Raw genomic sequence first — 21,536 nt, 5'->3', positions numbered from 1 at the left:
CATGCCCCCAAGCCCTAAATCTACCGCTGTGATGGCCACCTATGGCCGTTACCCCCTAAAAATTGAAAAAGGTAATGGCGTTTGGCTAAAAGCCAGCGACGGTCGCTGGTATCTCGATTGCGTCGCAGGGATTGCCACTTGCACCCTGGGACACAGCAACGGCCGATTACGCAGAGCTTTATCTAGGCAACTGGGCAAGTTGCAACATGTTTCCAACCTCTACGAAATTCCAGAGCAGGAAGAACTTGCCACCTGGCTCCAAGAACACAGCTGTGCCGATCAACTGTTTTTTTGCAATTCAGGCGCTGAAGCAAATGAAGCCGCAATAAAACTGGCCCGTAAATACGGCCACAGCAAGCGGCAAATCGAGCGCCCCCTGGTGCTGAGCGCTCGCGCTAGCTTCCATGGCCGCACGCTTGCCACTGTTACTGCCACCGGACAAGACAAATATCACCGCGGCTTTGAGCCTTTGCCAGATGGCTTCGCCTACTTCACTTATAACGATATCGATAGCTTTAAATCCAGCCTGCAGCAGTATCAGGATCGGGCCGTGGCTGTGCTGATCGAACCCCTACAGGGAGAAGGAGGGGTAATTCCAGGTAATCCAGCTTTCTTTCAAGAATTGCGGCAGCTGTGCAGCGAACATCAACTTCTTCTAATTAGCGATGAAGTGCAGGTGGGCATGGGCCGTAGTGGCACCCTCTGGGGCTATGAGCAGCTGGGGATCGAACCTGATGCCTTCACAATCGCCAAGGGCCTAGGGGGTGGAATCCCAATTGGTGCTTTAGCTGTTAAAAATCACTGCGCTGTATTTGAACCCGGCGATCACGCCAGCACTTTTGGTGGCAACCCTTTTGCCTGCCGTGCCGCCTTAACCGTGGCCCAAGAGTTAGACCGCCGCCAGTTGCTTTTTAATGTTCAGCAAAGAGGTGAACAGCTGCGGGACGGCCTTAGCCAGCGAGTGGCTAAATGGCCTCGCCTCTTAAGTGGCGAGAGGGGCTGGGGATTAATCCAGGGTTTGCTGCTAAGAGATGGCGTAATTACTGCTGCTGAATTGGTGAAAGCGGCCATGGCTGAAGCACTACTGCTGGTGCCGGCAGGCCCCCAGGTGGTGCGTTTTGTTCCCCCACTTGTAATTACGGGCCGGGAGCTAAACAAAGCCTTACATCGCTTAGATCTGGCACTTGCCAAGTTTTAAAGCGTTTGCAACCTCTGCAACTGCCTGATCCGGTTGAGCTCTCAGATCTTCTGGAGCCTTTTTCACAGCGAGGCGTTGATCTTGGTTTATACCGGCTGCAGGCGGCTTTGGCTGATGCTGGGCACCCGGAGCAGCGCTTTCCAGCGGTGCAGGTGGCGGGCACCAATGGCAAAGGTTCAATTTGCACAATGCTTGGGGCGATGCTTAAAGCAGCAGAAATTCGCACTGGGATCTACCGCTCACCCCATCTCCTGAGTTGGTGCGAACGATTAGAGCTGGATGGCAACTGGATTAACCCTGAAAAATTACGTGAAGCCTTGCGCAGCTGGCAAGGCCTAGGCGCCAGCCATAAGCTCACCCCTTTTGAATTAATAACCGGCGCAACTTTTAGCATCTGCGCTGATGCCAAGATCGATCTTGCAGTGTTGGAGGTGGGCCTTGGGGGCCGCCTCGATGCCACCACCGCCCACAGCGATCGCTCCGTTGTAGGTATTGGCAGCATTGGCTTAGATCACTGCGAATATCTAGGTAACAGCTTGGAGCAGATTGCCGCGGAAAAAGCTGGGGTATTTAAGCCTGGAACTATTGCAATCAGTGCCCTGCAACTGAACGAGGTAGCTGAAGTACTGGAACAGCGAGCGGCCGCTAGCCACACCCAACTGCGTTGGGTGGCGCCATTAGCGAATGAGCAGCCCCTAGCTTTGGGGGGCCGTTGGCAGCGTTCAAATGGAGCCGTAGCGATGGGCATGGCTGCAGCTTTAAATGAACGGGGCTGGAAAATAAGTGAAGCCGCCATAAATAAGGGCTTAGCAACTGCCCGTTGGCCAGGCCGATTGGAACAACTGGAATGGCGCGGTCGCAAACTATTGCTTGATGGGGCCCATAACCAGCCAGCGGCAGCAGCCTTACGGCAAGAGTTGTGTGATCAACCACGGCGCTGGTTACTGGGGATACAGCGCCATAAACAAGGCCTTGAAATTGTTAAAACCTTGCTTGGCAGCAACGATCAAGCCTGGATTTTGGCTCTACCAAACCACCAAAGCTGGAGTGCTGCCGAGTTAAGGGCTGGCTTGCCACATCGCTGCAGCCAAATTCAACAAGCAAGCAATGCAGCAGAAGGGCTCGAGGCACTGCTGGCCCCTGGCGCTACACCAGTGATTGCAGGTTCTCTTTATTTGTTAAGCGCTCTATGGGAACAGTTAAATAAGAACAGTTAAATGAGAAAAATTTAATTAAACATGTAGGCTGAGCTTAGCGAGAATTGCTCAAGGCTCTAAAATGCAAAGTTTAAATAAAGCCTTAATCAAATTATTGGCTTTCTTCAGCTTTTATGCTACAGCATTAGCACTGGTGATAATATTGTTAACATTGAATTTTAATGCAGAAACGGCTATAGCTACCTCAAGTTATTTAGAGAAAACTGATTACACGCTTACAAACCAAAGCAATGGTCATTTTGAAAATCAGGATTTAGAAGGAAGTTCATTTGCTGGCGCTCTTGCTAGAGGAGCTGATTTCTCTGGCGCAAATTTACAAGGGGCAATTTTTACCCAAGGATCATTCAGCGGGGCTAATTTTGAAGGGGCTGATCTAAGCGACGCACTGATGGATAGAGCTGATTTTAGTGAGGCAAATTTAAAAAATAGCAACCTAACAAATGTAATCGCCAGCGGCAGCAGTTTTGCGAATGCAGAGATTGAAGGGGCTGATTTTAGTGAGGCTCTGCTAGATCGTGATGATTTAAAACTTCTTTGCCGTCGGGCAAGTGGCACAAATAGCAAAAGCGGAATCGACACCCGCAGCAGCCTCAACTGCCCTTAGAAACAAGCTTATTTTTTATTAAATCCACGCAATTTACCTGGATTTAATAAACCCTTGGGGTCATTTGCTTGCTTTGCCGCCACCTGATCCCCATCCACAATGCCCAAACCGCTGTCTTCCACAGTGAGGGCATGGGCATTAAAAATCAAACCCCCAGCTGCGGCCATTGCTGTGTTGAGTGCCTTGAACTGGTCTTCCCCTTGCCAGCGAAACAGGGGTAGGCCCACCCAGCGGGCTTTACCGCTTACACGCAACCGTTCCAGATGCCAATACAACCATCCGGGCCATTGCTTATCAATCAGTTCGATAAAAGCTAATTCCGATTCCGGTAGTAATACCAATTGGTAGGTAACTAGAGGATCTACAGCCCGCAGCTGCAAGGTGGTGTGGTTCCAACACAGTTCACGCAACAACAAACCTTTGGGGGGCCACTGGGGCCTTTGCCATAACAGCGATCCCCCTGCTTTTGTTGTGAGCTGCTCAATAACTGGCACTGCGTTAGGGCTCGCCAGCAAAAGCAAGCGATCACCTTGGGCGGCCGCAAGCTTGGGCAGGGGTGGCATCTGCTTGGCTAGACGCTGCTCTAGGTAGCAAAGCGCGTCTATTTCCAATGCCGCAGCGCTTAGTTTCTCGCCCAAAGCCAATGCTGCTGGGCGATCAGGTAACTCCAGCACCAGCTCCTGCCAGTTTTGCCAAGGCACCGTAGGGATCGTTACCGCCGTAAAGATGCCATTGCTGCCATAGGCATGGTTAAGGGCCTGGGCCTGCGCTGCATCCAATTGCAGGAGTTGAGGTTCCGCCTCAAGCGTTACCACCTCTAGCCCAAGCAAATTGCCTGGCTCCCGTAATAAACCCCAGCGCAAGCTGCCCACCCCGCTCGAACCACCAGCAATAAAACCGCCAAGGGTGGAGCTACGCCAAGTGCTGGGGGCTAAGCGCAGGGCCCAGCCTTGCGGTTGTAGCCATTCATCCAAATCAAGCAAACGGCAACCTGGCTCTGCAATCAGCAAACCGTTAACCGGATCAAAACTGCGCACTTGATTCAAACCAGAGGTATCAAGCACAACTCCGCCATGCAATGGCACACACTGGCCGTGGTTACCGGTGCCCGCCCCACGAACCGTGAGCGGAAGTTGCAGCCGGTAGCAAAGGGCTGCAACTTGCAACACCTCTTGAGATCGTTGCACCCGCACCACAACATCCGCTAAGCAATGCTGCAACTGCGGCTGAAGCAGAGGCGAAAAGCCAAATTGATCATGGGATAAACGCTCTAGAGCAGGTCCGTGCTCCACCAGCTCAAGGCCGGCGCAACCAGCGATGAAAACTGCTCTAAGGGCTTCAGGGAGCATTACGTTCAGAAGCGCTAATTACTAAAAAATTACCTGCCATTGCAATGGTTTTCAATTCATAACCAGGCAAGGCCAACTGAGGCAATAACTGAGCACCCGCCACTTCGGTGCTGTAAAAACTGAACAAACCAAGATTTATACGCTTGCTGAATTGGGAAGCTAGCGCTCCAAGCGGCTTTTGTTGGGCGCGTATCAACTCTGGGCAGTTTTGCACCACAAGTTGCACCACCATTGGCAAGCCCCCCGGTTTACAAAATTCCGCCACTGCTTCTTCCGCGAGTTTTTTTCCCGCAAACTCTTGAAATTCTGTGGGCCCTGGATTTGTGATGGCAAGCAACACCCCAACGCCTACCAACAGGAAACCCAAGGGTTTTGGCATGGCTTGATCCATTTAATTGCTGCGGCCTAACTGGTAGATTTTGTACCCGCGGCGGGCGTCGCCAAGTGGTTAAGGCAGCGGCTTGTGGTGCCGCCATACGGGGGTTCGAGTCCCCTCGCTCGCCCTCAACTTAATAAAGCTCTAAGCAGTAACTGGGCACCCCCGCGAACGGGATCAGCGCAGGGTAAACCCGTTTGCATGGAAATTTCTTTAATGGCCATTTCCGCTTCCAATGGCCCTAGATGCGCTGTATTAAGAGCTACCGCCCTTACTTTTGGGGCCACATTTCCATTTGGAATAGCAAATGAACCAAGGGTTTCACAGCTTTTAATCAACTCACAAAGGGGGGGCAGAGGCACTTCAGGTAAACCACGAATCGCCCCTTGGCCCGCCCTATGAACCATTACCAAATCCGTGGGTTGGCTACCTCTCAACAAGGGCAAGCTGGCGCTTGAACCTGGATGGCAAAAAGATCCTTGCCCCTCCACAAAAACAATCGCGGCCGGTCCTGCCCCTGCAGCTGTTTGCAACAGGGCAAACTCAACTGCGCCTGCGGCGTAATCGATCCGCACCGCATCGAGGGCTACCCCAGCACCTGAAATCAAAATCCCCGCCTGGCCGGTACCAACAAATCTGGCATCAAGCCCTTGACTGAGGGCAGCAGCGGTGAGCTCTAGGGCTGTACTCATTTTCCCCACACTCATATCGGTGCCAAGAAATAACACCCGCCTGCAGGGCAATGCCGCGGCACGGGCAGCCGCCACTTGGAGTTGGGCTGGTTCCACACGCAAATCCCAAATCCATTGCCCCGGTTGCAGCAAGGCGGCAAATTCTGGATCAGTGGCGAGCTTGGTGTGCAAACCACTAGCCACACTGAGCCCTGCCTGCAAGGCTTCCGCCACGCTTCTGCGCAACTCTTTTTGCAGCTGCCCTCCTGAAGGGGCCAACCCCACCACCGCCACCTGGGGGCCGTAAACCATCCCCTCCGCAACGGAAGCCACGATGGGCACCGGCCTTGGTATTCCGGTGAGCAAAGGCAAATCGGCGCCAGCTTGGGAGGGATCGAGCACTGCCACAACAGGCCCCTGCCGGTATCGCAAAAAAGCCAATCCGGTTTTGCCAGAAAGGCTTGTAAGGCCGTTGTGCTGCAACAGCAGTACCGGAGAGTTAGCAGCCAACATCACGGAACCCCAATACCTGGCAGCTGGCTTGGCATCAGAAGATCTCCCTGTCGGGGCGGAGCAAGAAAGGGGTCGTTGATCAGATTTAGGTGGGAATCGAGATCTGGCCATTCCACCAATGGCAACAGCTGGGCCGCCGCCCCATTCAGCAAACTGCTATCTGAATAGCAACCAAGCATCAAATTTAAATTGAGATGTTGCGCCAACTGAGCCATAAAAAAGGCATCTGTTAACCCTCCGGTTTTGAGTAATTTCAAATTCACCCCTTGCACATAAGGGGCCAAGCGCAACATATCTTCAATGCCCCAACAACTTTCGTCTGCAACTATTGCAATGGGGGCAAGCCCATGCAGCGCAGCAAAATCTTGCTCATCGCCACTACGAGCTGGCAGAGGTTGCTCCACTAAAACCACGCCGCGATCAACAAGCCAGGGCAACATAAATTTGGCTGTTTCAAGATCCCAGCCCCCATTGGCATCCACCTGCAACTCGGCTCCAGCCAGGTGCGGCACCAGGGCTTCCACCAGGGCTTGATCGTGGCTTACGCCGGCGGGGCTACCGAGCTTGAGTTTCACCCTGGTGGCGGGCAACATGCAGCGCCAAGTTGTGAGGCGTTGCAGCATTTCTTCCACACTGCCAAGCCCAAGGGTGATGCTGGTTGGTTTAAGGCGATCAAGCCCCAAACCCCATAGCTGCCAAAGGGGATATCCCATTTGTTTACCCCACCAATCGTGCAGGGCTAGATCCACAGCGCAACGGGCAGGGGGGCTAAGGGGCGCCAGAATTGATCTCCACTCCTGGCGCGGGGGTGGTGCGGCAGCCCCTAGAGAGGGGAGCCATTGCTGTAATTCCTGCTCTAATGCGGCAGTGTCATAACAACGCTGGCCGGTATCAAATCCACCGGTTTCGCCGCGGCCGGTGCAGCCGCCATAGCTGAATTCCAGCAACAAATGCTCCACTTTTGCTGTGGTGCCTCGGCTGATGGTTAGGGGCACCTGCTTTGTGAGCGCAAAGCGACTCAGCTGCCAACCCATGAATGCAACCGCAAAGACCCACTGGTTTCACCCTGCCATGGATACTGCCTCGTTAACGGCGGTAGTTAACACTGGAGTTTGCTGATCACCTTTTTCCTAAGCCCATGAACCGCACCTACTGGATCACCACCTTTGGTTGCCAGATGAATAAAGCGGATTCCGAACGCATGGCAGGGATCCTCGAAACCATGGGATATCGCCCAGGTGGGGCGGAAGCGGATGCAGATCTGGTGCTCTACAACACCTGTTCAATTCGAGATAGTGCAGAGCAAAAGGTTTACAGCTATTTGGGCCGTCAGGCGATCCGTAAACGCCAAAACCCAAATCTCATTTTAGTTATTGCAGGTTGCGTTGCTCAACAGGAGGGAGCTGCCCTATTGAGGCGAGTGCCGGAATTAGATCTTGTAATGGGGCCTCAGCACGTTAATAGATTGCAAACACTTTTAGATAAGGTAGAAGATGGCCAACAAGTATTAGCTACTGATGAAAATCACATCCTTGAAGATATAACAACAGCTCGCAGAGATAGCGATCTCTGCGCTTGGGTAAATGTGATCTACGGCTGCAATGAACGCTGCACTTACTGCGTTGTACCAGCGGTGCGAGGCGTGGAACAATCGCGGGAACCCAAGGCGATTCGGGCCGAAATCGAGTTATTAGCCGCCAGGGGATATAAAGAAATAACTCTGCTTGGCCAGAACATCGATGCCTATGGCCGCGATCTACCAGGCATCACCCAGGAGGGACGCAGAGAGCATACCCTTACTGATTTATTGCATTACATTCATGATGTAGATGGCATTGAACGCATCCGTTTTACCACTAGCCATCCACGTTATTTTACCGAACGTTTAATTGAAACTTGCTTCAATCTGAGCAAAGTTTGTGAACATTTCCATGTGCCATTTCAAAGTGGTGATAACGAATTGCTGAAGGCGATGGCCCGGGGCTACAGCATTGATCGCTATCGCCGCATTGTTGATCAAATTCGCAGCCGCATGCCAAATGCAGCCATCAGCGCTGATGCGATCGTTGGTTTTCCAGGTGAAAGCAACGCCCAATTCCAGCGCACCCTTTCGCTTGTGGCTGAAATTGGTTTTGATTTAGTAAATACCGCTGCATACTCTCCGCGGCCCCATACACCAGCTGCCAATTGGCCAGATCAAGTGGAAGAGGCGGTAAAAGTAGAGCGCCTGGAGGAATTAAATCTATTGGTGAGAAAAACGGCGCTGGAGTGCAGCAATCGCTATCTAGGACGCTCCGTAGAGGTTTTAGCAGAGGCTATTAACCCTAAAGATCCGCAACAATTAATGGGCCGCACCCGCACTAATCGACTCACTTTTTTCAGCGCCAATGGCTATCAGCCTGGAAATACGGTGCCAGTAAAAATCGAAGCTGCGCGAGCTTTTTCTCTTACTGGTACCCCCATGGCTGAAGCAGCACTGGTAATTTGAGGCCCCGGCAAAGGTTTTGTGAATACCAGCGCAGTGAAAGCCAGCCTTGAGCCAATAGTGGTGGGGTTGATTTTTGGTGGTAATTCTGGGGAACACGCGATTTCAATAAGGTCTGCCTGCACCGTGAAGCAAGGTTTAAGTGAGGGATTAAACCCAGAGCGCTATCAATTGCGTTGTTTTTATATCGATCAACAAGGGCGCTGGTGGGGAGAATCTGTAGCGAAGGCGGTTCTTGCAAGCAAGCAGCCTGCAGACACAACCAAGTTGGCTGGCGTTAGCAAGCGAGAGGGCTTTCAAGGTTTTCCTGAGGGAGCTTTAGAGGTGGATTGTTGGTTTCCAGTGCTTCACGGCCCCAATGGTGAAGATGGCACAATTCAGGGATTATTTAGCTTGATGCAGGTGCCTTTTGTGGGCTCTGGCGTGCTGGGTTCCGCCGTGGGTATGGACAAATTGGCAATGAAAGCAGCTTTTGCGGCGGCGGGGCTACCGCAAGGGCCTTATCAAGCAGTTACTGCAGCGGAACTAGCGCATAAAGAGCAGCTGCTAAGCCGGCTAGAGCAAGCCCTTGGCTATCCCTGTTTCATTAAACCTGCCAACCTTGGTTCCTCGGTGGGGATTAGTAAAGCCAACAACCGCGAGGAGTTGTGGGCTGGATTAGAGCTAGCCGCTAGCTACGACCAGCGAATTGTGGTGGAACAGGGGCTCAAGGTGAGGGAATTGGAATGCGCCGTATTGGGCCGTGAGCAGCTGCAAGCTTCTGTGGTGGGGGAAATTTGTTTTGACGCCGATTGGTACGACTACGACACGAAATATTCAGAAGGTCATAGCCAACCGATAATTCCAGCTCAAGTTCCAGAGCAAGTGGCGGCCCAAGCTAAAAAATTGGCGATTTCAGCACTCCAGGCAGTGGGCGCAAGTGGCCTCAGCCGCGTTGATCTGTTTTACGAAGAAACAACAGAACGACTTTTAATAAATGAAATCAATACGTTGCCAGGTTTTACGCATTTGAGCATGTATCCCATGCTTTGGTTTGCAAGCGGGATCCCCCTGCCCGACCTAGTGCATAAATTGCTGGAGCTAGCTAGATGAATCAAGGATTGCTTTGGCTGCCACTCCTAGTTGCTTTTGTGGTTCTTGCCGCCCTTGGCTGGTTAGAGCGGCGGCGCCAAAGACTTTTCATCGAATGGGCTGCAGGGGCTGAATTATCCAAACTGGATGGCGGTGGAGCCGCCCGACTCAAAGATGGCTGCTTGGAATGGAGCAGTTTTGAAGCGGGCACTTTTAAAGCCCAAGGATCTCTACCAGTGTCGAAATTGGAATTGGTGGAATTGCTCTCTTTAGGATCAGGTGATGCACCGTTAACTGATGAAAGCCATGGCGCCTGCCGCCTCAGGTTGATAGGTAACGGCCGCGAATACGACTTACCTTTTTCTGACGCCGAAAGGGCCCGCAGGTGGATTGGCGAATTGATGAGTCGGTCTCGCTGCGAGCTCTGAAGTGGTGGTGGAAAAAAGCAATCAAAACCCCTCTGAAGGAGTGCAACGGCGCAAAGAATTAAGGCGTACTAAACGCCTTAATATCCTGGCCCAGCTATGGCGACTACTTGCTTTAGTTGCGATCAGCGGCGGCCTCAGTTGGCTCGTGATCAAGCAAGCCTGGATCTTGCGCAGCCCCAACCAGGTAACGGTGCAAGGGGCCCCAGACCTAAACCGCGAGCAGGTGTTGCGGGCAACCGGCATCACTTTCCCTCTTCCCCTTTTACAACTGGATCCAGCCCTTATCAAGCAACGAATCAGCGCTGCATTACCGGTGGATCAAGTGCTGATGCAGCGGCAAATGCTTCCGCCCCGCCTTGTAATCACTTTGAGTGAACGAGCTGCCGTTGCAAAGGCACAACGCAATGGAATTGGCGGTTCAGAGCAGGGTTTTATCGATCGCACCGGTAGATGGATTAGCCCGAGGCAACAGGCTGGGGCGATGGGGGCTGCACTACCAAATCTCAAGGTGGTGGGCTGGCAAAGCCGTTATCAACCCAGCTTGGAGCTGCTGATTGGGTTGCTACCTAAAGAAGCTGATGTGCGGGAACTCAGGTTTGAAGCAAATGGCGATCTTTGGGTGGTGAGCAGCAAGCTGGGAGCTGTGCGCTTTGGCCCCCTCGATGAGAGGCTTGGCCGGAGAGTGCAGGTGCTCAGCCATCTATCCAAGGAGTTAAAACGGGCGCCGGGAGCTCTTGGGGCTAAGGCATTGGATCTAAGCGACCCTGAGCATCCCGAACTGGTTATGGCGGCTCCTCTTAAACGTGATCCAAATTAATATTAATCTAGATTTAACTTGGAAACCCACACAAGCAGCAGAGAAATTGCAGCGTTTGTAACCAAAAAATTTGTGTATAAGCGGCAGGTCTGGGATAATCAAAGCATCATCATTCATAGTGCCAGAATGGATATCTTAGATCCTAAATCTGCAGCGCCAGGTCGTGGCTCAACAGCTGAAAATGGCTCCATAGCTGGGCAAGGAATTGTGCCAAGCCAAAGCGCGCGGATTGAAGTAATCGGTGTTGGCGGTGGGGGCAGTAATGCCGTAAATCGCATGATCGCTTCTGATCTGCATGGCGTGGGCTTTTGGGTGCTCAATACCGATGCCCAAGCTCTGTTAAATGCATCAGCAAATCAAAGGGTGCAGCTCGGCATGAAGCTCACCCGCGGCCTTGGTGCAGGCGGCAATCCAGCGATCGGCCAGAAAGCAGCAGAGGAATCAAGAATCGAATTACAGCAAGCCCTTGAGGGCACCGACCTTGTTTTTATCACCGCTGGCATGGGCGGCGGCACCGGCACTGGCGCTGCACCGATTGTTGCGGAAGTAGCCAAGGAATCTGGAGCTCTCACCGTTGGCATCGTTACAAAACCCTTCACCTTTGAAGGCCGTAAGCGCATGCGTCAGGCGGAAGAAGGTATCGCTCGCCTAGCTGAGCACGTAGATACGTTGATCGTGATTCCAAATGATCGACTGCGGGATTCAATTTCGGGAGCTCCCTTGCAGGAAGCATTTCGTGCCGCAGATGAAGTGCTGCGCAGTGGCGTTAAAGGCATCAGCGACATCATCACAAAACCAGGCCTGGTGAATGTGGATTTTGCCGATGTGCGCTCAGTGATGGCCTGCGCCGGCACCGCATTGCTTGGAATTGGCATCGGTTCAGGTCGCTCGCGGGCAACTGAGGCAGCCATGGCTGCGATGAGTAGCCCTTTGCTGGAATCAGCTCGCATTGATGGAGCTAAGGGTGTTGTGATCAATATCAGTGGCGGCCGCGACATGACCTTGGAAGACATGACTACCGCTTCTGAAGTGATCTACGACGTGGTGGATCCGGAAGCAAACATCATTGTTGGCGCTGTTGTTGATGATCAGTTGGAAGGTGAGATCCATGTAACGGTGATTGCCACTGGATTTGAAGGTGGTGGTATCTACGTTCCCAAACGTTTAGCGCAAAACAGCTTGCTTGAAACTGGATCCAGCAATTCGAGCCGCAACGGAGATGAAGCCGACGGCAGTGGAGTTCGAATTCCTTCTTTTCTGCTCCAACGCCAAAATCGCGCTGAGAATTAGGTGACCCGGAGTCCACGCCTGCTTCGAGCATCCCGTGTGGCTGCTGCCTTCCGGATCTGACCAGATTTAGGCGTCGGAGCCGCATGGATCCGAATCGCTCTCATGTTAGCAATAGCAGGCACTGGCAGCCCCTCCGCCTTGAGCCTCACCCCTCCCCTACTGGGCAATCAACTGCTACGCCTGAAGCAGGAGCGTGTGCCCATAAGTGTGCTCACGGCATGGGATGCAATGAGTGCCCAATGGGCTGAAGCCGCGGGGGTTGATTTAGTGCTGGTGGGGGATTCTCTTGCCATGGTGGCTCTGGGCCATACCACCACCTTGCCCGTAACGCTTGAAGCGATGCTGCAGCACGCTGCAGCGGTTGATAGAGGCTTAACCCACACGCCCATGGTGTGTGATTTACCTTTTTTGAGCTATCAATGCGGCACTGATCGAGCAATGGCGGCAGCTGGTCGTTTTATCAAAGAAACAAATTGTCTTGGCGTGAAGTTAGAGGGGGCGGAACCTGAAACGCTTGAAGTGATCAGCCGTTTGGTGCGTAGCGGCATACCGGTAATGGGGCATCTAGGGCTAACACCCCAATCGGTAAGGCAACTCGGTTATCGCCGCCAAGCCACCGATCCAGTGGCCCAGGAGCGGCTACTACGCAAAGCCCACGAACTTGAGCAAGCAGGCTGTTTTGCCCTTGTGCTGGAGCACATTCCAGACACTCTGGCGGGCCAATTGAGGCGCGAATTACAGCTGCCAGTAATTGGCATCGGTGCCGGCAACAACTGTGATGGGCAGGTGCGGGTAACCGCCGACTTACTCGGCCTTACAGCTGCGCAACCTCCATTTTCAAGCGCTTTGTTGCCGGGCAGGCAACTCTTCAGCGAAGCCCTCAAGGGGTGGGTTGCCTCGTTGCAACCAGGCGAATAAATCTCTCAACACAGCATTACTGAGGTTGAAGCCTTGAGGCGCCAGCAGCCGTAAACGTTCGCGCCCCAGTTCCACTAGGCCTTGGGCTAGCCACGGGGCCAGCACTTCCTTTAGCGCCTCCGCCATTGGTGAATCACCGCACCAGGCGCCACTTGCCTCGAGCCAGTTCAGATTCACCCCCTCTCGGCGCCTGAGCCCCACCAGCAGCAGATCTTCTAGAGGGGGCAAGGATCCCAAATGAATACCTGCTGCCACCTGCTGGCCAGGCTGCTGCAGAAGCCACTGGCCATAGGCATCCCTAGTGCGCGGACGCGCCAGCCGTTCGGCACCGGCACCAGCGGTGGCCCCAAGGCCAAGGGCCCACCAAGCCGCTCCACCCCAATACACCCGGTTATGCCGTGAACTGTGGCCTGGCATGGCCCAATTGCTTATTTCGTAGTGGCCATAGCCCATAGAAGCAAGGCGCCCATGGGTGTATTCCAAGCGTTCAGCGGCGCTATCTAGATCAGGCAGTTGCAAATCTCCCCTGCGTTCACGCCACTCAAAAACTGTGCCTGGTTCAATTATTAAGTCGTAGATGGAAAGGTGGGGGGGCTTTTCCCGTAGGGCATCGCTGAGTTCCTCTTGCCAGTTATGAGCCGATTGCTCGGGCAGATTCAAAATCAAATCAAGGCTCCAGCTGCATAAAAGACCTGCCAGTTCAGCCTCACGCAACCAAGCGCAGCATTGACGCAACTGGGCAGCGCTATGGCGGCGCCCCAGCCGCTTGAGCGCCTCATCGTTAAAGCTCTGCCCACCAAGGCTGCAGCGATTTATCCCCCGTTGCAATACCGCCTGAAGCCAAGCCTGATCAAAACTGGCGGGATCAATCTCCAGCGTTACTTCTGCATCTGCCGCTAAGCCCCATTTACTTTCCACCCGATCGAGCAGGCCACTGATTTGGGCTACGGAAAGCAATGAAGGGGTGCCACCTCCGATATAAACAGTGGAAAGGGGGGGGCCGAAAGGGGCAGCATCTAGATCGCAATAGAGCTGCTGGAGATAGTTGTTAACGGAGCCTGATGTGGCTCCAGAAGCGTGATCACCAAGGGGAACCACCGGGAAATCGCAATAAAAGCAACGGCGATGGCAAAAGGGGATATGCACATACAAACTGCGTGGCATGCGCCGATGGAGCGGAAGCGGCACACTCATGTGAATACAGTTGCCCTGGTGAATGCACTGATCCTGCTGCTGTTTTTGGTTTCCGGCGCTGCCGCTGGCTGGCTGGGGGTGGATTTGCTGCCAGACAGACTGCTGCTGCAGGTCACCAATATGGACGGGCTGCGCTTGGTATTGGGGTGCTTTGGCGCCCTTTTTGGTGTTGTGGCAGGGCTGTTATTTCAGCAATTGCGCCAAAAATTAATGACTCAGGTGCGCACTATGCCTACTGATTTATTAATCAGCAGGGCAGTGGGTTTAATTCTTGGTTTGTTGGTTGCAAATCTGCTGCTGGCTCCAATTTTGTTGTTGCCCCTGCCCTGGGAGGTGGGATTTGTAAAACCGCTGGCGGCGGTGCTGAGCAATGTGTTTTTCGGGGTAAGCGGCTACAACTTGGCCGAGGTGCATGGCAGAACCCTGCTGCGTTTATTTATACCGAGTAGCAATGAAGCCCTGCTGGTGGCTGATGGGGTGTTGCAACCAGCAAGCCCCAAAATCCTTGATACCAGCGTGATTATTGATGGCAGGGTGCAAGGTTTGGTTGATTGCGGCATTTTGGAAGGCCAGGTGATCGTGGCCCAATGCGTAATTGATGAATTGCAGCAACTTGCTGATTCCGGTAATGCCGAAAAAAGAGGTAAGGGTCGCCGCGGTTTGAAATTACTTACTGAAATGCGTCAGCAATATGGCCGGCGGCTTGTGGTGAATAACACCCGTTATGAGGGGTCTGGAGTAGATGAAAAATTATTGAAACTCACAGCAGATACAAACGGGTTGCTTCTCACCACCGACTACAACTTGGCCCAGGTAGCTCAAGTGCAAAACATACGGCCCCTCAATCTCAGTGAATTGGTAATCAGGCTTAGGCCTGAGGTGCAACCCGGTGATTTGCTGCAACTAAAGATCGTGCGGGAGGGCAAGGAACCACAACAAGGAGTGGGCTATTTGGAAGACGGCACGATGGTGGTGGTGGAAGGGGGCCGCAGCAGCATTGGCGAAAGGCGAGAGGTGGCGGTAACAGGGGCCTTGCAAACTCCTGCGGGGCGGATGGTGTTCGCCCGTGCCACCGACCCTCGCTAGGCTCGTTGCCTTCGCAGTTATTTGATGGTTTCGGCAGTATCAGCTCCCTATTCAGAAGGGGGAAGCAGTTCATTCCGCACACCACCCCCAGATCTGCCCTCTCTTCTGCTGAAAGAACGCATCGTTTATTTGGGTTTACCCCTGTTTTCAGACGATGACGCAAAGCGTCAAATGGGTATAGACGTTACTGAATTAATAATTGCCCAATTGCTCTACCTTGAATTTGATAATCCTGATAAGCCGATTTTCTTTTATATCAATTCCACTGGCACCAGTTGGTATTCAGGAGACGCGATCGGCTTTGAAACCGAAGCTTTTGCAATCTGCGACACGATTAAATACGTGAAACCACCTGTGCACACAATTTGCATCGGCCAGGCCATGGGAACTGCCGCAATGATTCTTTCTGCAGGCACCAAGGGGCAACGGGCTTCATTACCTAATGCCTCAATCGTGCTGCATCAACCCCGCAGTGGCGCCAGGGGACAAGCCACCGATATTCAAATTAGGGCTAAAGAAGTGCTGCAAAACAAGCGCACAATGCTTGAGATGCTTTCTGTAAATACCGGCCGCAGCCCCGAACAACTAGCAGAAGATTCAGACCGCATGACCTACCTCACACCCCAGCAAGCACTCGAATATGGCTTGATTGATCGGGTCTTGAACAGCCGTAAAGATCTTCCCAGCTAACGCTTCGCCATGAAGCCGTTTAGAAACCACCAACCCACTTATTAATCACCATGCCAATCGGTACCCCCAGTGTTCCTTACCGCCTTCCCGGCAGCCAATACGAGCGTTGGGTTGATATTTACACCCGCCTCGGTGTGGAGCGAATTTTATTTCTTGGCCAAGAGGTAAACGATGGGGTTGCCAATGCCTTGGTAGCTCAAATGCTTTATCTAGATTCAGACGACAGCAGCAAACCGATCTATCTCTACATCAATTCTCCCGGCGGCTCAGTAACAGCAGGGCTTGCTATTTACGACACTATTCAATATGTGAAATCAGATGTGGTAACAATTTGCGTAGGGCTTGCGGCATCCATGGGGGCATTCCTATTAGCTGCAGGCACTAAGGGGAAACGGCTTGCCTTGCCCCATAGTCGAATCATGATTCACCAACCCCTAGGTGGCACCAGCCAAAGGCAAGCAAGCGACATTGAAATCGAAGCCCGTGAAATTCTGCGCCTCAAAGATCAGCTAAATCAACAATTAGCCGAAATGACAGGTCAAAACTTAGAAAAGCTGGAAAAAGACACCGACCGCGACTATTTCCTCAGTGCCGCAGAAGCGCTGGAATACGGCCTAATCGATCGGGTGATCAGCAACCCAAGCGAGGCCTAAGAGGGGCGTTTGGGTAGGCTCAGTTTTTATGCCGCCCGTTACTCCGAATGGCCACCCTCTACTACGACAACGACGCTGATCTTGATCTGCTCAACGCTAAAACGGTAGCCATCATCGGTTACGGCTCCCAAGGCCACGCCCACGCGCTGAACTTAAAAGACAGTGGCGTTGATGTGGTGGTGGGCCTTTATGAAGGCAGCCGCTCAGCCGAAAAAGCGAAAGCAGACGGTTTGGAAGTGTTGAGTGTGGCCGATGCCTGCGCCAAGGGCGATTGGATCATGGTGCTGCTGCCCGATGAATTCCAGAAGGCTGTTTACGACGCTGAAATAGCCCCCCATCTCAGTGCAGGCAAAATTCTGAGCTTTGCCCACGGCTTCAACATCCGTTTCGAATTGATCAAACCCCCAACAGATGTGGATGTGGTGATGATCGCTCCAAAGGGGCCTGGCCACACCGTGCGCTGGGAATATCAAAACGGCATGGGCGTACCGGCTTTATTTGCCATCCATCAAGACGCCAGCGGTCATGCTCGCGAGCTGGCCATGGCCTATGCCAAGGGCATCGGCGGAACCCGCGCCGGCATTTTAGAAACCAACTTCAAAGAAGAAACTGAAACAGACCTCTTTGGCGAACAGGCCGTGCTTTGCGGCGGCCTTAGCGAATTGGTAAAAGCTGGATTCGAAACCCTTGTGGAGGCTGGTTATCAGCCCGAGCTGGCCTATTTCGAGTGCCTGCACGAGGTGAAGCTAATCGTTGATCTAATGGTGAAGGGCGGCCTCACTGCGATGCGAGATTCAATCTCCAATACAGCTGAATACGGCGACTATGTAAGTGGTCCGCGCTTGATCACAGCCGATACCAAGGCGGAAATGAAGCGAATTCTCAGCGATATTCAAGATGGCACCTTCGCGCGCAACTTCGTGGCCGAGTGCGATGCCGGCAAGCCAGAAATGAACAAAATTCGTCTGCGCGATAGCCAGCACCCAATTGAGCAGGTGGGCACTGGCCTGCGCTCGATGTTCAGTTGGCTGAAAACGGCCTGATCTGGCCACTGCTACTGGTGGTTCTTGCCAGTGGCCTCGATCGGCTGCTGGGGGATCCGAAACGCTGCTACCACCCGGTAATGGCAATGGGTGCGGCCATTGCCTTCTTGCGTATTTGGGCAGAAGCCTGGGCTGGAGAAAACACCTGGAGGCTGCGCTTAGCGGGCTTTGCGATCACCGCTCTGCTGGTGGGGGGCAGCCTTGCCGCTGGTTGGGGGATCGAGCGCCTAGCGATATGGCAGCCAGCTACAAGCCCCTTATTAATTATTGGAATGGCCAGCGCCCTTGCGGGGCGCAGCCTGGCCGTAGCAACGGGAGATGTATTGGCAGCTTTGGGGCAGCAACCGGAGAATCTTCCCCTTGCCCGCAAACAATTGAGCTGGCTTGTTGGTCGCGATACAGCAGGGCTTGATAGCAGCGAAATCCTGCGGGCAACAGCTGAAACCGCCAGTGAAAATTCAGTAGATGGCTTATTTGCGCCACTATTTTGGCTGCTGTTGGGGGCCGTTCTGTGGTGCGCTGGGTTCATGGGCGCTCCGGGGCCATTGGCCTTGGCTTGGGGATTTAAAGCAAGCAGCACTTTGGATTCAATGCTTGGCTATCGCACTGGAAAATTGCGGTGGCTTGGCACTGCAGGGGCGCGGCTTGATGATTTGTTGGTTTGGTTACCCTGCCGCCTTGTGGCCCTAAGCCTTGGGCAGCTGCGCGCTGCACTTAGAGATGGCAAACCTGATCCATCTCCAAACGCTGGGGTATCCCAAGCTGCTTACGCCTATAGGCTTGGAATAAAAATGGGAGGCGTTAATCATTACGAAGGGGTTGAAATTATTAAACCGCTACTTAATCAAAATGGCAGAGAGGTTCAGGCCGCTGATATATTTGAAATCCTGCGCCTAAATAAAATTATTGCGCTGCGATGGCTTGTTATTGTTATTATTACTATATTATTATTGTTATCATTGTTGTTACTATTTTAGTAAGCGCCTTTATCAGAGGAAAATAGCACAACGCCAACCGTTCGTAGAATGATCAGAAAATCAATTAGTAGAGTGTGGCGACGCACATAATTCAAATCTAGCTGCACCCTGCGCCTATAGGTGAGGTTATTGCGCCCTGAAACCTGCCATAGGCCAGTGAGGCCAGGGCGCACAGAAAGCACTTCATTCATAGCAGAACCATATCTACGAATTTCATCTTGTACTATTGGCCTAGGGCCAACAACACTCATTTCACCAAGCAAGATATTTAATAATTGAGGCAATTCGTCTAAGCTGGTTGTCCTTAAAAATGAACCAATTGGCGTAATGCGAGGATCATTTTTTAACTTGTGATCGCGAGCAAATTCCTGCCTAAGCATTTCCGAACTATCAAGAAGAGCCTGCAAACGTTTATCCGCATCAACCTGCATTGTGCGAAATTTAATACAACCAAAACGGTGGTATCTCCTGCCAATGCGCTCCTGCGTGTAAAAGACAGGCCCCCTGGATGTGAGCTTTACCAATAGAGAAATCGCAAGTATTAGCGGTAAACCAATGCTGAGTAATGTGAAGGCAAATAAAATATCTCCAGTGCGCTTAAGTCCAGCGCCAGGACGCAATGGGTATCTTCTTAAAACAGCTAGAGAACTATTACTAAGCTCTAGAACATTTGATGGCTTATGGGAACTAAAAGATTTGGGCAAACGCGCGAGCATTAGCACCGAATGAATTTCATTAACCGTACAAATCAATGCAACCGCCACCAGAGCAATTGGGTCAGCTAAACCACAGGCACAGCAGCGAAAGGATCGTGATTGTGGCTGTCCCACAGTTTTTGCAGCAATAACTGCAAACGAGTTCTAAATACCTGGGGTGCAAAGGTTTCGGCATGACAACGCAAGCGCTCAGCTGGCAATAACCTCCAGAGTTGGCCATCTTCAAAAGCAGCTAAAGCAGCTTGCAATGAAGCCAGTTCCTGATCTGGAAACAATAAACCTGTTGCAGTGGCAGCATTTTCCTTGATACAGAGCACCGAATCTCTTAATCCACCTCGACCCAAACCAATAACCGGTGCACCAGCTGCCATCGCCTCAACTGGAGCGATGCCGAAATCCTCAACACCTGCAAATACATAGGCGCGACAGCGGGCCATCAGTTGTTCCACCTCTGCCGCGGGGCAATAACCAAGGAAACGCGTATTGGTTTTGGCCATGGCCTCTAAGCGCTTCCGCTCTGGGCCATCTCCCACCACCACCAGCGGCAGGTTGAGGGCAGCACAGGCGCGCACCACAAGATCTACCCGCTTATACGGCACCAACCTGCAAACACATAGATAAAAAGCTTCCCGCTGCTGTTGCCAATCAAACCTTTCCACTGCAACAGGGGGTGGAAGAACCGTTGCAGAACGCCCCCAATAACGGGAAATCCTTTGAGCACTGAAACGGGAGTTAGCAATTAAATGATTCGGCCGCATAGCGCTGAGCACATCCCACATACGCAATTGATGCAGTTGCCAGCGCACCCAAGGCCCAAGGGGCCCCTGCGCCAACTGGGAAGCCTGAAGATAGGCATGCATCTGATCCCAGGCATAACGAACGGGGGTATGCACGTAACTAACGTGCAGCTGCTCCGGGCTGGTGAGCACTCCCTTTGCAACAAGATGGCTGCTGCTCATCACCAAAGGAAAGCCCTCAAGGTTGAGTTGCTCTATTGCCAGAGGTAGTAGTGGCAAATATTGCTGCACATGGCTCTTGCCAAAAGGCAACCGCTGGATGAATGAAGTGCGTATTGAACGCCCCGCGAGCCAACTACTGGAGCAAGAGGATTCGGCATCCACCAGGCTGAAAAGTTGGGGTTGCAAAAGTGCATCCAGCTGCTGCACCACCAATTCAGCACCGCCCGCTGAGCGGGGGCTGAACCATTCGTGCACCAATGCCGTGGGAAAAGGGAAAATGCTCATCGCCGTGGAGAGTAGGCGCACTCCACAACAAAAGCTCAAGCTAAGTTGCGGCTGAGCTTTTTTAGGGGCAGGCTAAGGGCTAGTTGAATTAACAACTTGCCCCTGCGCTCCCTGCTGGAAGAGGCCCTAACGGAACCTGCTATTTGGGTTACGGAGCGGTTCCAGTGGCATGCCACCTCAGTGGGTATCGCAGCTCTTTGGACAGATAAACAGATTCCAGCTCAGCCCCCCTTTGAGCAAGCATTGCAGGAGGGCTTAGCGGTAGGTATTGATTTGAGTCGGGAGGAAAGAGAATTTCATCAGTTGAGCCAAGGGCTTGTATTACTGTTTCATAGCTAAACTACTTAAATGGATCAGTCACTCCTGCTACCTTTACTCGGGGGCACCGTATTGGTGCTAATCGTTATCGCGGGAACCGTATTTGTGTTCCTGAAACCAAGCGATACTAAAACTCCACCACCAAAATCCTGATTTTAAAACTGTGAATTATTTGCAAGCGTTGTTCAAGACCTGCTTAACAGGTATTTTCGCAGGAATTATGTTGCAGCCCATAGCTGTTCGAGCACAGTTATGCAGCTTCTTAAGCCCCATTGGCGGCGGCGGGAATACAACAGTTGTTAAAAGAGTTGGGGCGCCAAAATTATCGCCAATTGGAATTGCCCTAGGTCGCACAAATTGGAATACAGATTTCGCTGTGAATCAAGCTTTCAGCAACTACAAACTATTTTTTACAGCACAATCCACCGAAAAAGCAAGATATCCAGTGCAAGCATTTCTAAAATTTAGCGATGGAACAAACCTTCAAGTAGTTAATGAATTGATCACACCACCGATGGGAAGTGGAGCGATGTTTGGTCCATTTAATGCGGTGCAAGGCAAAACAGTTAGCCAAATAAATTTCAAAATCGGTGCTAGCGCAGATCCTGGAAGCACTGGATTTAGCTATAGGATTTCAGTGCAGGGCTGCAACTAATAAGATCAACACTCTTGTTTTTA

The 21,536-nt window shown here is 52.4% G+C and carries 23 protein-coding genes, 1 tRNA gene and 1 other RNA gene; 17 read left to right on the top strand and 8 right to left on the bottom strand.

Features of this window, described 5'->3' with window-relative positions; all coding sequences use genetic code 11:
• Position 1: 1 nt before the first annotated feature.
• The 3 genes from AC2JC8_RS06740 to AC2JC8_RS06730 all read left to right on the top strand — a co-directional run bounded on the left by AC2JC8_RS06740 (position 2) and on the right by AC2JC8_RS06730 (position 3,019).
• A complete protein-coding gene (locus AC2JC8_RS06740) occupies positions 2-1,198 on the top strand; it encodes an acetylornithine/succinylornithine family transaminase (protein ID WP_484400734.1) in 1,197 nt (398 codons plus the stop codon).
• Between the two features lie 5 nt (positions 1,199-1,203).
• Positions 1,204-2,415, top strand: coding sequence for a bifunctional folylpolyglutamate synthase/dihydrofolate synthase (locus tag AC2JC8_RS06735; RefSeq protein WP_484594403.1), 1,212 nt, complete (start codon positions 1,204-1,206; stop codon positions 2,413-2,415).
• Positions 2,416-2,548: 133 nt separating this feature from the next.
• Positions 2,549-3,019, top strand: coding sequence for a pentapeptide repeat-containing protein (locus AC2JC8_RS06730; RefSeq protein ID WP_484419866.1), 471 nt, complete (start codon positions 2,549-2,551; stop codon positions 3,017-3,019).
• 8 nt (positions 3,020-3,027) lie between these two features.
• Here AC2JC8_RS06730 and AC2JC8_RS06725 read toward each other — a convergent pair whose 3' ends face one another.
• Both AC2JC8_RS06725 and AC2JC8_RS06720 read right to left on the bottom strand, forming a co-directional pair.
• Entirely contained in the window at positions 3,028-4,368 is a 1,341-nt protein-coding gene (locus AC2JC8_RS06725) for an FAD-binding oxidoreductase (protein WP_484400738.1), read from the bottom strand.
• The gene (locus AC2JC8_RS06720) at positions 4,358-4,747 is read right to left on the bottom strand and encodes a DUF4359 domain-containing protein (protein WP_484400739.1); all 390 of its coding nucleotides are present in this window, start codon (positions 4,745-4,747) and stop codon (positions 4,358-4,360) included. The genes AC2JC8_RS06725 and AC2JC8_RS06720 overlap by 11 nt, the downstream gene beginning before the upstream one ends.
• 51 nt (positions 4,748-4,798) lie before the next feature.
• Here AC2JC8_RS06720 and AC2JC8_RS06715 point away from each other — a divergent pair.
• Positions 4,799-4,871, top strand: a tRNA-His gene (locus AC2JC8_RS06715).
• A gap of 1 nt (position 4,872) precedes the next feature.
• Here the strand turns inward: AC2JC8_RS06715 and AC2JC8_RS06710 are convergent.
• The gene (locus AC2JC8_RS06710; RefSeq protein ID WP_484400759.1) at positions 4,873-5,928 is read right to left on the bottom strand and encodes an N-acetyltransferase DgcN family protein; all 1,056 of its coding nucleotides are present in this window, start codon (positions 5,926-5,928) and stop codon (positions 4,873-4,875) included.
• Complete coding sequence (locus AC2JC8_RS06705; RefSeq protein WP_484400741.1) at positions 5,928-6,962, bottom strand: dipeptide epimerase; 1,035 nt, start codon at positions 6,960-6,962, stop codon at positions 5,928-5,930. Before AC2JC8_RS06705 ends, AC2JC8_RS06710 begins: the two co-directional genes overlap by 1 nt.
• A 104-nt stretch (positions 6,963-7,066) precedes the next feature.
• Between AC2JC8_RS06705 and miaB the strand changes: the two genes are divergently transcribed.
• The 5 genes from miaB (at position 7,067) to ftsZ (ending at position 12,019) form a co-directional block, all read left to right on the top strand.
• Positions 7,067-8,416, top strand: coding sequence for a tRNA (N6-isopentenyl adenosine(37)-C2)-methylthiotransferase MiaB (miaB, locus tag AC2JC8_RS06700; RefSeq protein WP_484400742.1), 1,350 nt, complete (start codon positions 7,067-7,069; stop codon positions 8,414-8,416).
• Between the two features lie 33 nt (positions 8,417-8,449).
• On the top strand, positions 8,450-9,505 hold the full coding sequence (locus AC2JC8_RS06695) for a D-alanine--D-alanine ligase family protein (RefSeq protein ID WP_484594404.1): 1,056 nt from the start codon (positions 8,450-8,452) through the stop codon (positions 9,503-9,505).
• Positions 9,502-9,912: a hypothetical protein gene (locus AC2JC8_RS06690; RefSeq protein WP_484400743.1), complete on the top strand. Its 411-nt coding sequence runs from the start codon at positions 9,502-9,504 to the stop codon at positions 9,910-9,912. Before AC2JC8_RS06695 ends, AC2JC8_RS06690 begins: the two co-directional genes overlap by 4 nt.
• A 7-nt stretch (positions 9,913-9,919) precedes the next feature.
• Positions 9,920-10,729 (top strand): cell division protein FtsQ/DivIB, encoded by an 810-nt coding sequence (locus AC2JC8_RS06685; protein ID WP_484400744.1) that lies wholly within the window; start codon positions 9,920-9,922, stop codon positions 10,727-10,729.
• A gap of 126 nt (positions 10,730-10,855) precedes the next feature.
• Positions 10,856-12,019, top strand: a complete 1,164-nt coding sequence (gene ftsZ, locus AC2JC8_RS06680) for a cell division protein FtsZ (RefSeq protein ID WP_484400746.1) — start codon at positions 10,856-10,858, stop codon at positions 12,017-12,019.
• Here the strand turns inward: ftsZ and ffs are convergent.
• Positions 12,019-12,115: signal recognition particle sRNA small type (gene ffs / locus AC2JC8_RS06675), an RNA gene on the bottom strand. The two genes, ftsZ and ffs, sit on opposite strands and share 1 nt — an antisense overlap.
• Positions 12,116-12,121: 6 nt before the next feature.
• On the opposite strand from ffs, the gene panB reads away from it, so the two are divergent.
• Positions 12,122-12,937, top strand: coding sequence for a 3-methyl-2-oxobutanoate hydroxymethyltransferase (panB, locus tag AC2JC8_RS06670; protein ID WP_484419868.1), 816 nt, complete (start codon positions 12,122-12,124; stop codon positions 12,935-12,937).
• Here panB and hemW read toward each other — a convergent pair.
• A complete protein-coding gene (gene hemW, locus AC2JC8_RS06665) occupies positions 12,857-14,101 on the bottom strand; it encodes a radical SAM family heme chaperone HemW (protein ID WP_484594402.1) in 1,245 nt (414 codons plus the stop codon). The two genes, panB and hemW, sit on opposite strands and share 81 nt — an antisense overlap.
• A gap of 45 nt (positions 14,102-14,146) precedes the next feature.
• Here hemW and AC2JC8_RS06660 point away from each other — a divergent pair, with 45 nt between their 5' ends.
• The 5 genes from AC2JC8_RS06660 to cbiB are packed head-to-tail and all read left to right on the top strand — an operon-like array spanning position 14,147 to position 18,580.
• Positions 14,147-15,217, top strand: a complete 1,071-nt coding sequence (locus AC2JC8_RS06660; protein ID WP_295475666.1) for a PIN/TRAM domain-containing protein — start codon at positions 14,147-14,149, stop codon at positions 15,215-15,217.
• A 24-nt stretch (positions 15,218-15,241) separates the two neighbouring features.
• Positions 15,242-15,907 (top strand): ATP-dependent Clp protease proteolytic subunit, encoded by a 666-nt coding sequence (locus AC2JC8_RS06655; RefSeq protein WP_484400749.1) that lies wholly within the window; start codon positions 15,242-15,244, stop codon positions 15,905-15,907.
• Between the two features lie 50 nt (positions 15,908-15,957).
• Positions 15,958-16,560 (top strand): ATP-dependent Clp protease proteolytic subunit, encoded by a 603-nt coding sequence (locus AC2JC8_RS06650; RefSeq protein WP_255132151.1) that lies wholly within the window; start codon positions 15,958-15,960, stop codon positions 16,558-16,560.
• Positions 16,561-16,607: 47 nt separating this feature from the next.
• On the top strand, positions 16,608-17,603 hold the full coding sequence (gene ilvC / locus AC2JC8_RS06645; RefSeq protein WP_295533763.1) for a ketol-acid reductoisomerase: 996 nt from the start codon (positions 16,608-16,610) through the stop codon (positions 17,601-17,603).
• Positions 17,585-18,580 (top strand): adenosylcobinamide-phosphate synthase CbiB, encoded by a 996-nt coding sequence (gene cbiB / locus AC2JC8_RS06640; RefSeq protein WP_484594401.1) that lies wholly within the window; start codon positions 17,585-17,587, stop codon positions 18,578-18,580. The genes ilvC and cbiB overlap by 19 nt, the downstream gene beginning before the upstream one ends.
• On the opposite strand, the gene AC2JC8_RS06635 is transcribed toward cbiB, so the two are convergent.
• Entirely contained in the window at positions 18,577-19,296 is a 720-nt protein-coding gene (locus AC2JC8_RS06635; RefSeq protein ID WP_484594400.1) for a sugar transferase, read from the bottom strand. The two genes, cbiB and AC2JC8_RS06635, sit on opposite strands and share 4 nt — an antisense overlap.
• Before the next feature lie 65 nt (positions 19,297-19,361).
• Positions 19,362-20,540 carry a glycosyltransferase gene (locus AC2JC8_RS06630; RefSeq protein WP_484594399.1) on the bottom strand — a complete coding sequence of 393 codons (1,179 nt, stop codon included), beginning with the start codon at positions 20,538-20,540 and terminating at the stop codon, positions 19,362-19,364.
• 96 nt (positions 20,541-20,636) lie between these two features.
• Here AC2JC8_RS06630 and AC2JC8_RS06625 point away from each other — a divergent pair, with 96 nt between their 5' ends.
• Entirely contained in the window at positions 20,637-20,879 is a 243-nt protein-coding gene (locus AC2JC8_RS06625; protein ID WP_255132140.1) for a hypothetical protein, read from the top strand.
• Positions 20,880-21,078: 199 nt separating this feature from the next.
• Positions 21,079-21,513, top strand: a complete 435-nt coding sequence (locus AC2JC8_RS06620; protein WP_484400754.1) for a hypothetical protein — start codon at positions 21,079-21,081, stop codon at positions 21,511-21,513.
• Positions 21,514-21,536: the final 23 nt, after the last annotated feature.

The organism is Synechococcus sp. (assembly GCF_982614295.1).
Note: the sequence above shows the minus strand (reverse complement) of the source record. Positions and strands in the feature narration are given on the sequence as shown.

What these genes read in the sequence shown, in the direction of transcription:
- AC2JC8_RS06650 (WP_255132151.1), top strand. Translation starts at nt 15,958, where the DNA reads ATGCCAATCGGTACCCCCAGTGTTCCTTACCGCCTTCCCGGCAGCCAA.
- AC2JC8_RS06720 (WP_484400739.1), bottom strand. Translation starts at nt 4,747, where the DNA reads ATGCCAAAACCCTTGGGTTTCCTGTTGGTAGGCGTTGGGGTGTTGCTT.
- AC2JC8_RS06620 (WP_484400754.1), top strand. Translation starts at nt 21,079, where the DNA reads ATGTTGCAGCCCATAGCTGTTCGAGCACAGTTATGCAGCTTCTTAAGC.
- AC2JC8_RS06740 (WP_484400734.1), top strand. Translation starts at nt 2, where the DNA reads ATGCCCCCAAGCCCTAAATCTACCGCTGTGATGGCCACCTATGGCCGT.
- miaB (WP_484400742.1), top strand. Translation starts at nt 7,067, where the DNA reads ATGAACCGCACCTACTGGATCACCACCTTTGGTTGCCAGATGAATAAA.
- ftsZ (WP_484400746.1), top strand. Translation starts at nt 10,856, where the DNA reads ATGGATATCTTAGATCCTAAATCTGCAGCGCCAGGTCGTGGCTCAACA.
- AC2JC8_RS06690 (WP_484400743.1), top strand. Translation starts at nt 9,502, where the DNA reads ATGAATCAAGGATTGCTTTGGCTGCCACTCCTAGTTGCTTTTGTGGTT.
- ilvC (WP_295533763.1), top strand. Translation starts at nt 16,608, where the DNA reads ATGGCCACCCTCTACTACGACAACGACGCTGATCTTGATCTGCTCAAC.
- hemW (WP_484594402.1), bottom strand. Translation starts at nt 14,101, where the DNA reads ATGCCACGCAGTTTGTATGTGCATATCCCCTTTTGCCATCGCCGTTGC.
- AC2JC8_RS06630 (WP_484594399.1), bottom strand. Translation starts at nt 20,540, where the DNA reads ATGAGCATTTTCCCTTTTCCCACGGCATTGGTGCACGAATGGTTCAGC.
- AC2JC8_RS06710 (WP_484400759.1), bottom strand. Translation starts at nt 5,928, where the DNA reads ATGTTGGCTGCTAACTCTCCGGTACTGCTGTTGCAGCACAACGGCCTT.
- panB (WP_484419868.1), top strand. Translation starts at nt 12,122, where the DNA reads ATGTTAGCAATAGCAGGCACTGGCAGCCCCTCCGCCTTGAGCCTCACC.
- AC2JC8_RS06635 (WP_484594400.1), bottom strand. Translation starts at nt 19,296, where the DNA reads ATGCTCGCGCGTTTGCCCAAATCTTTTAGTTCCCATAAGCCATCAAAT.
- AC2JC8_RS06705 (WP_484400741.1), bottom strand. Translation starts at nt 6,962, where the DNA reads ATGGGTTGGCAGCTGAGTCGCTTTGCGCTCACAAAGCAGGTGCCCCTA.
- AC2JC8_RS06725 (WP_484400738.1), bottom strand. Translation starts at nt 4,368, where the DNA reads ATGCTCCCTGAAGCCCTTAGAGCAGTTTTCATCGCTGGTTGCGCCGGC.
- AC2JC8_RS06655 (WP_484400749.1), top strand. Translation starts at nt 15,242, where the DNA reads ATGGTTTCGGCAGTATCAGCTCCCTATTCAGAAGGGGGAAGCAGTTCA.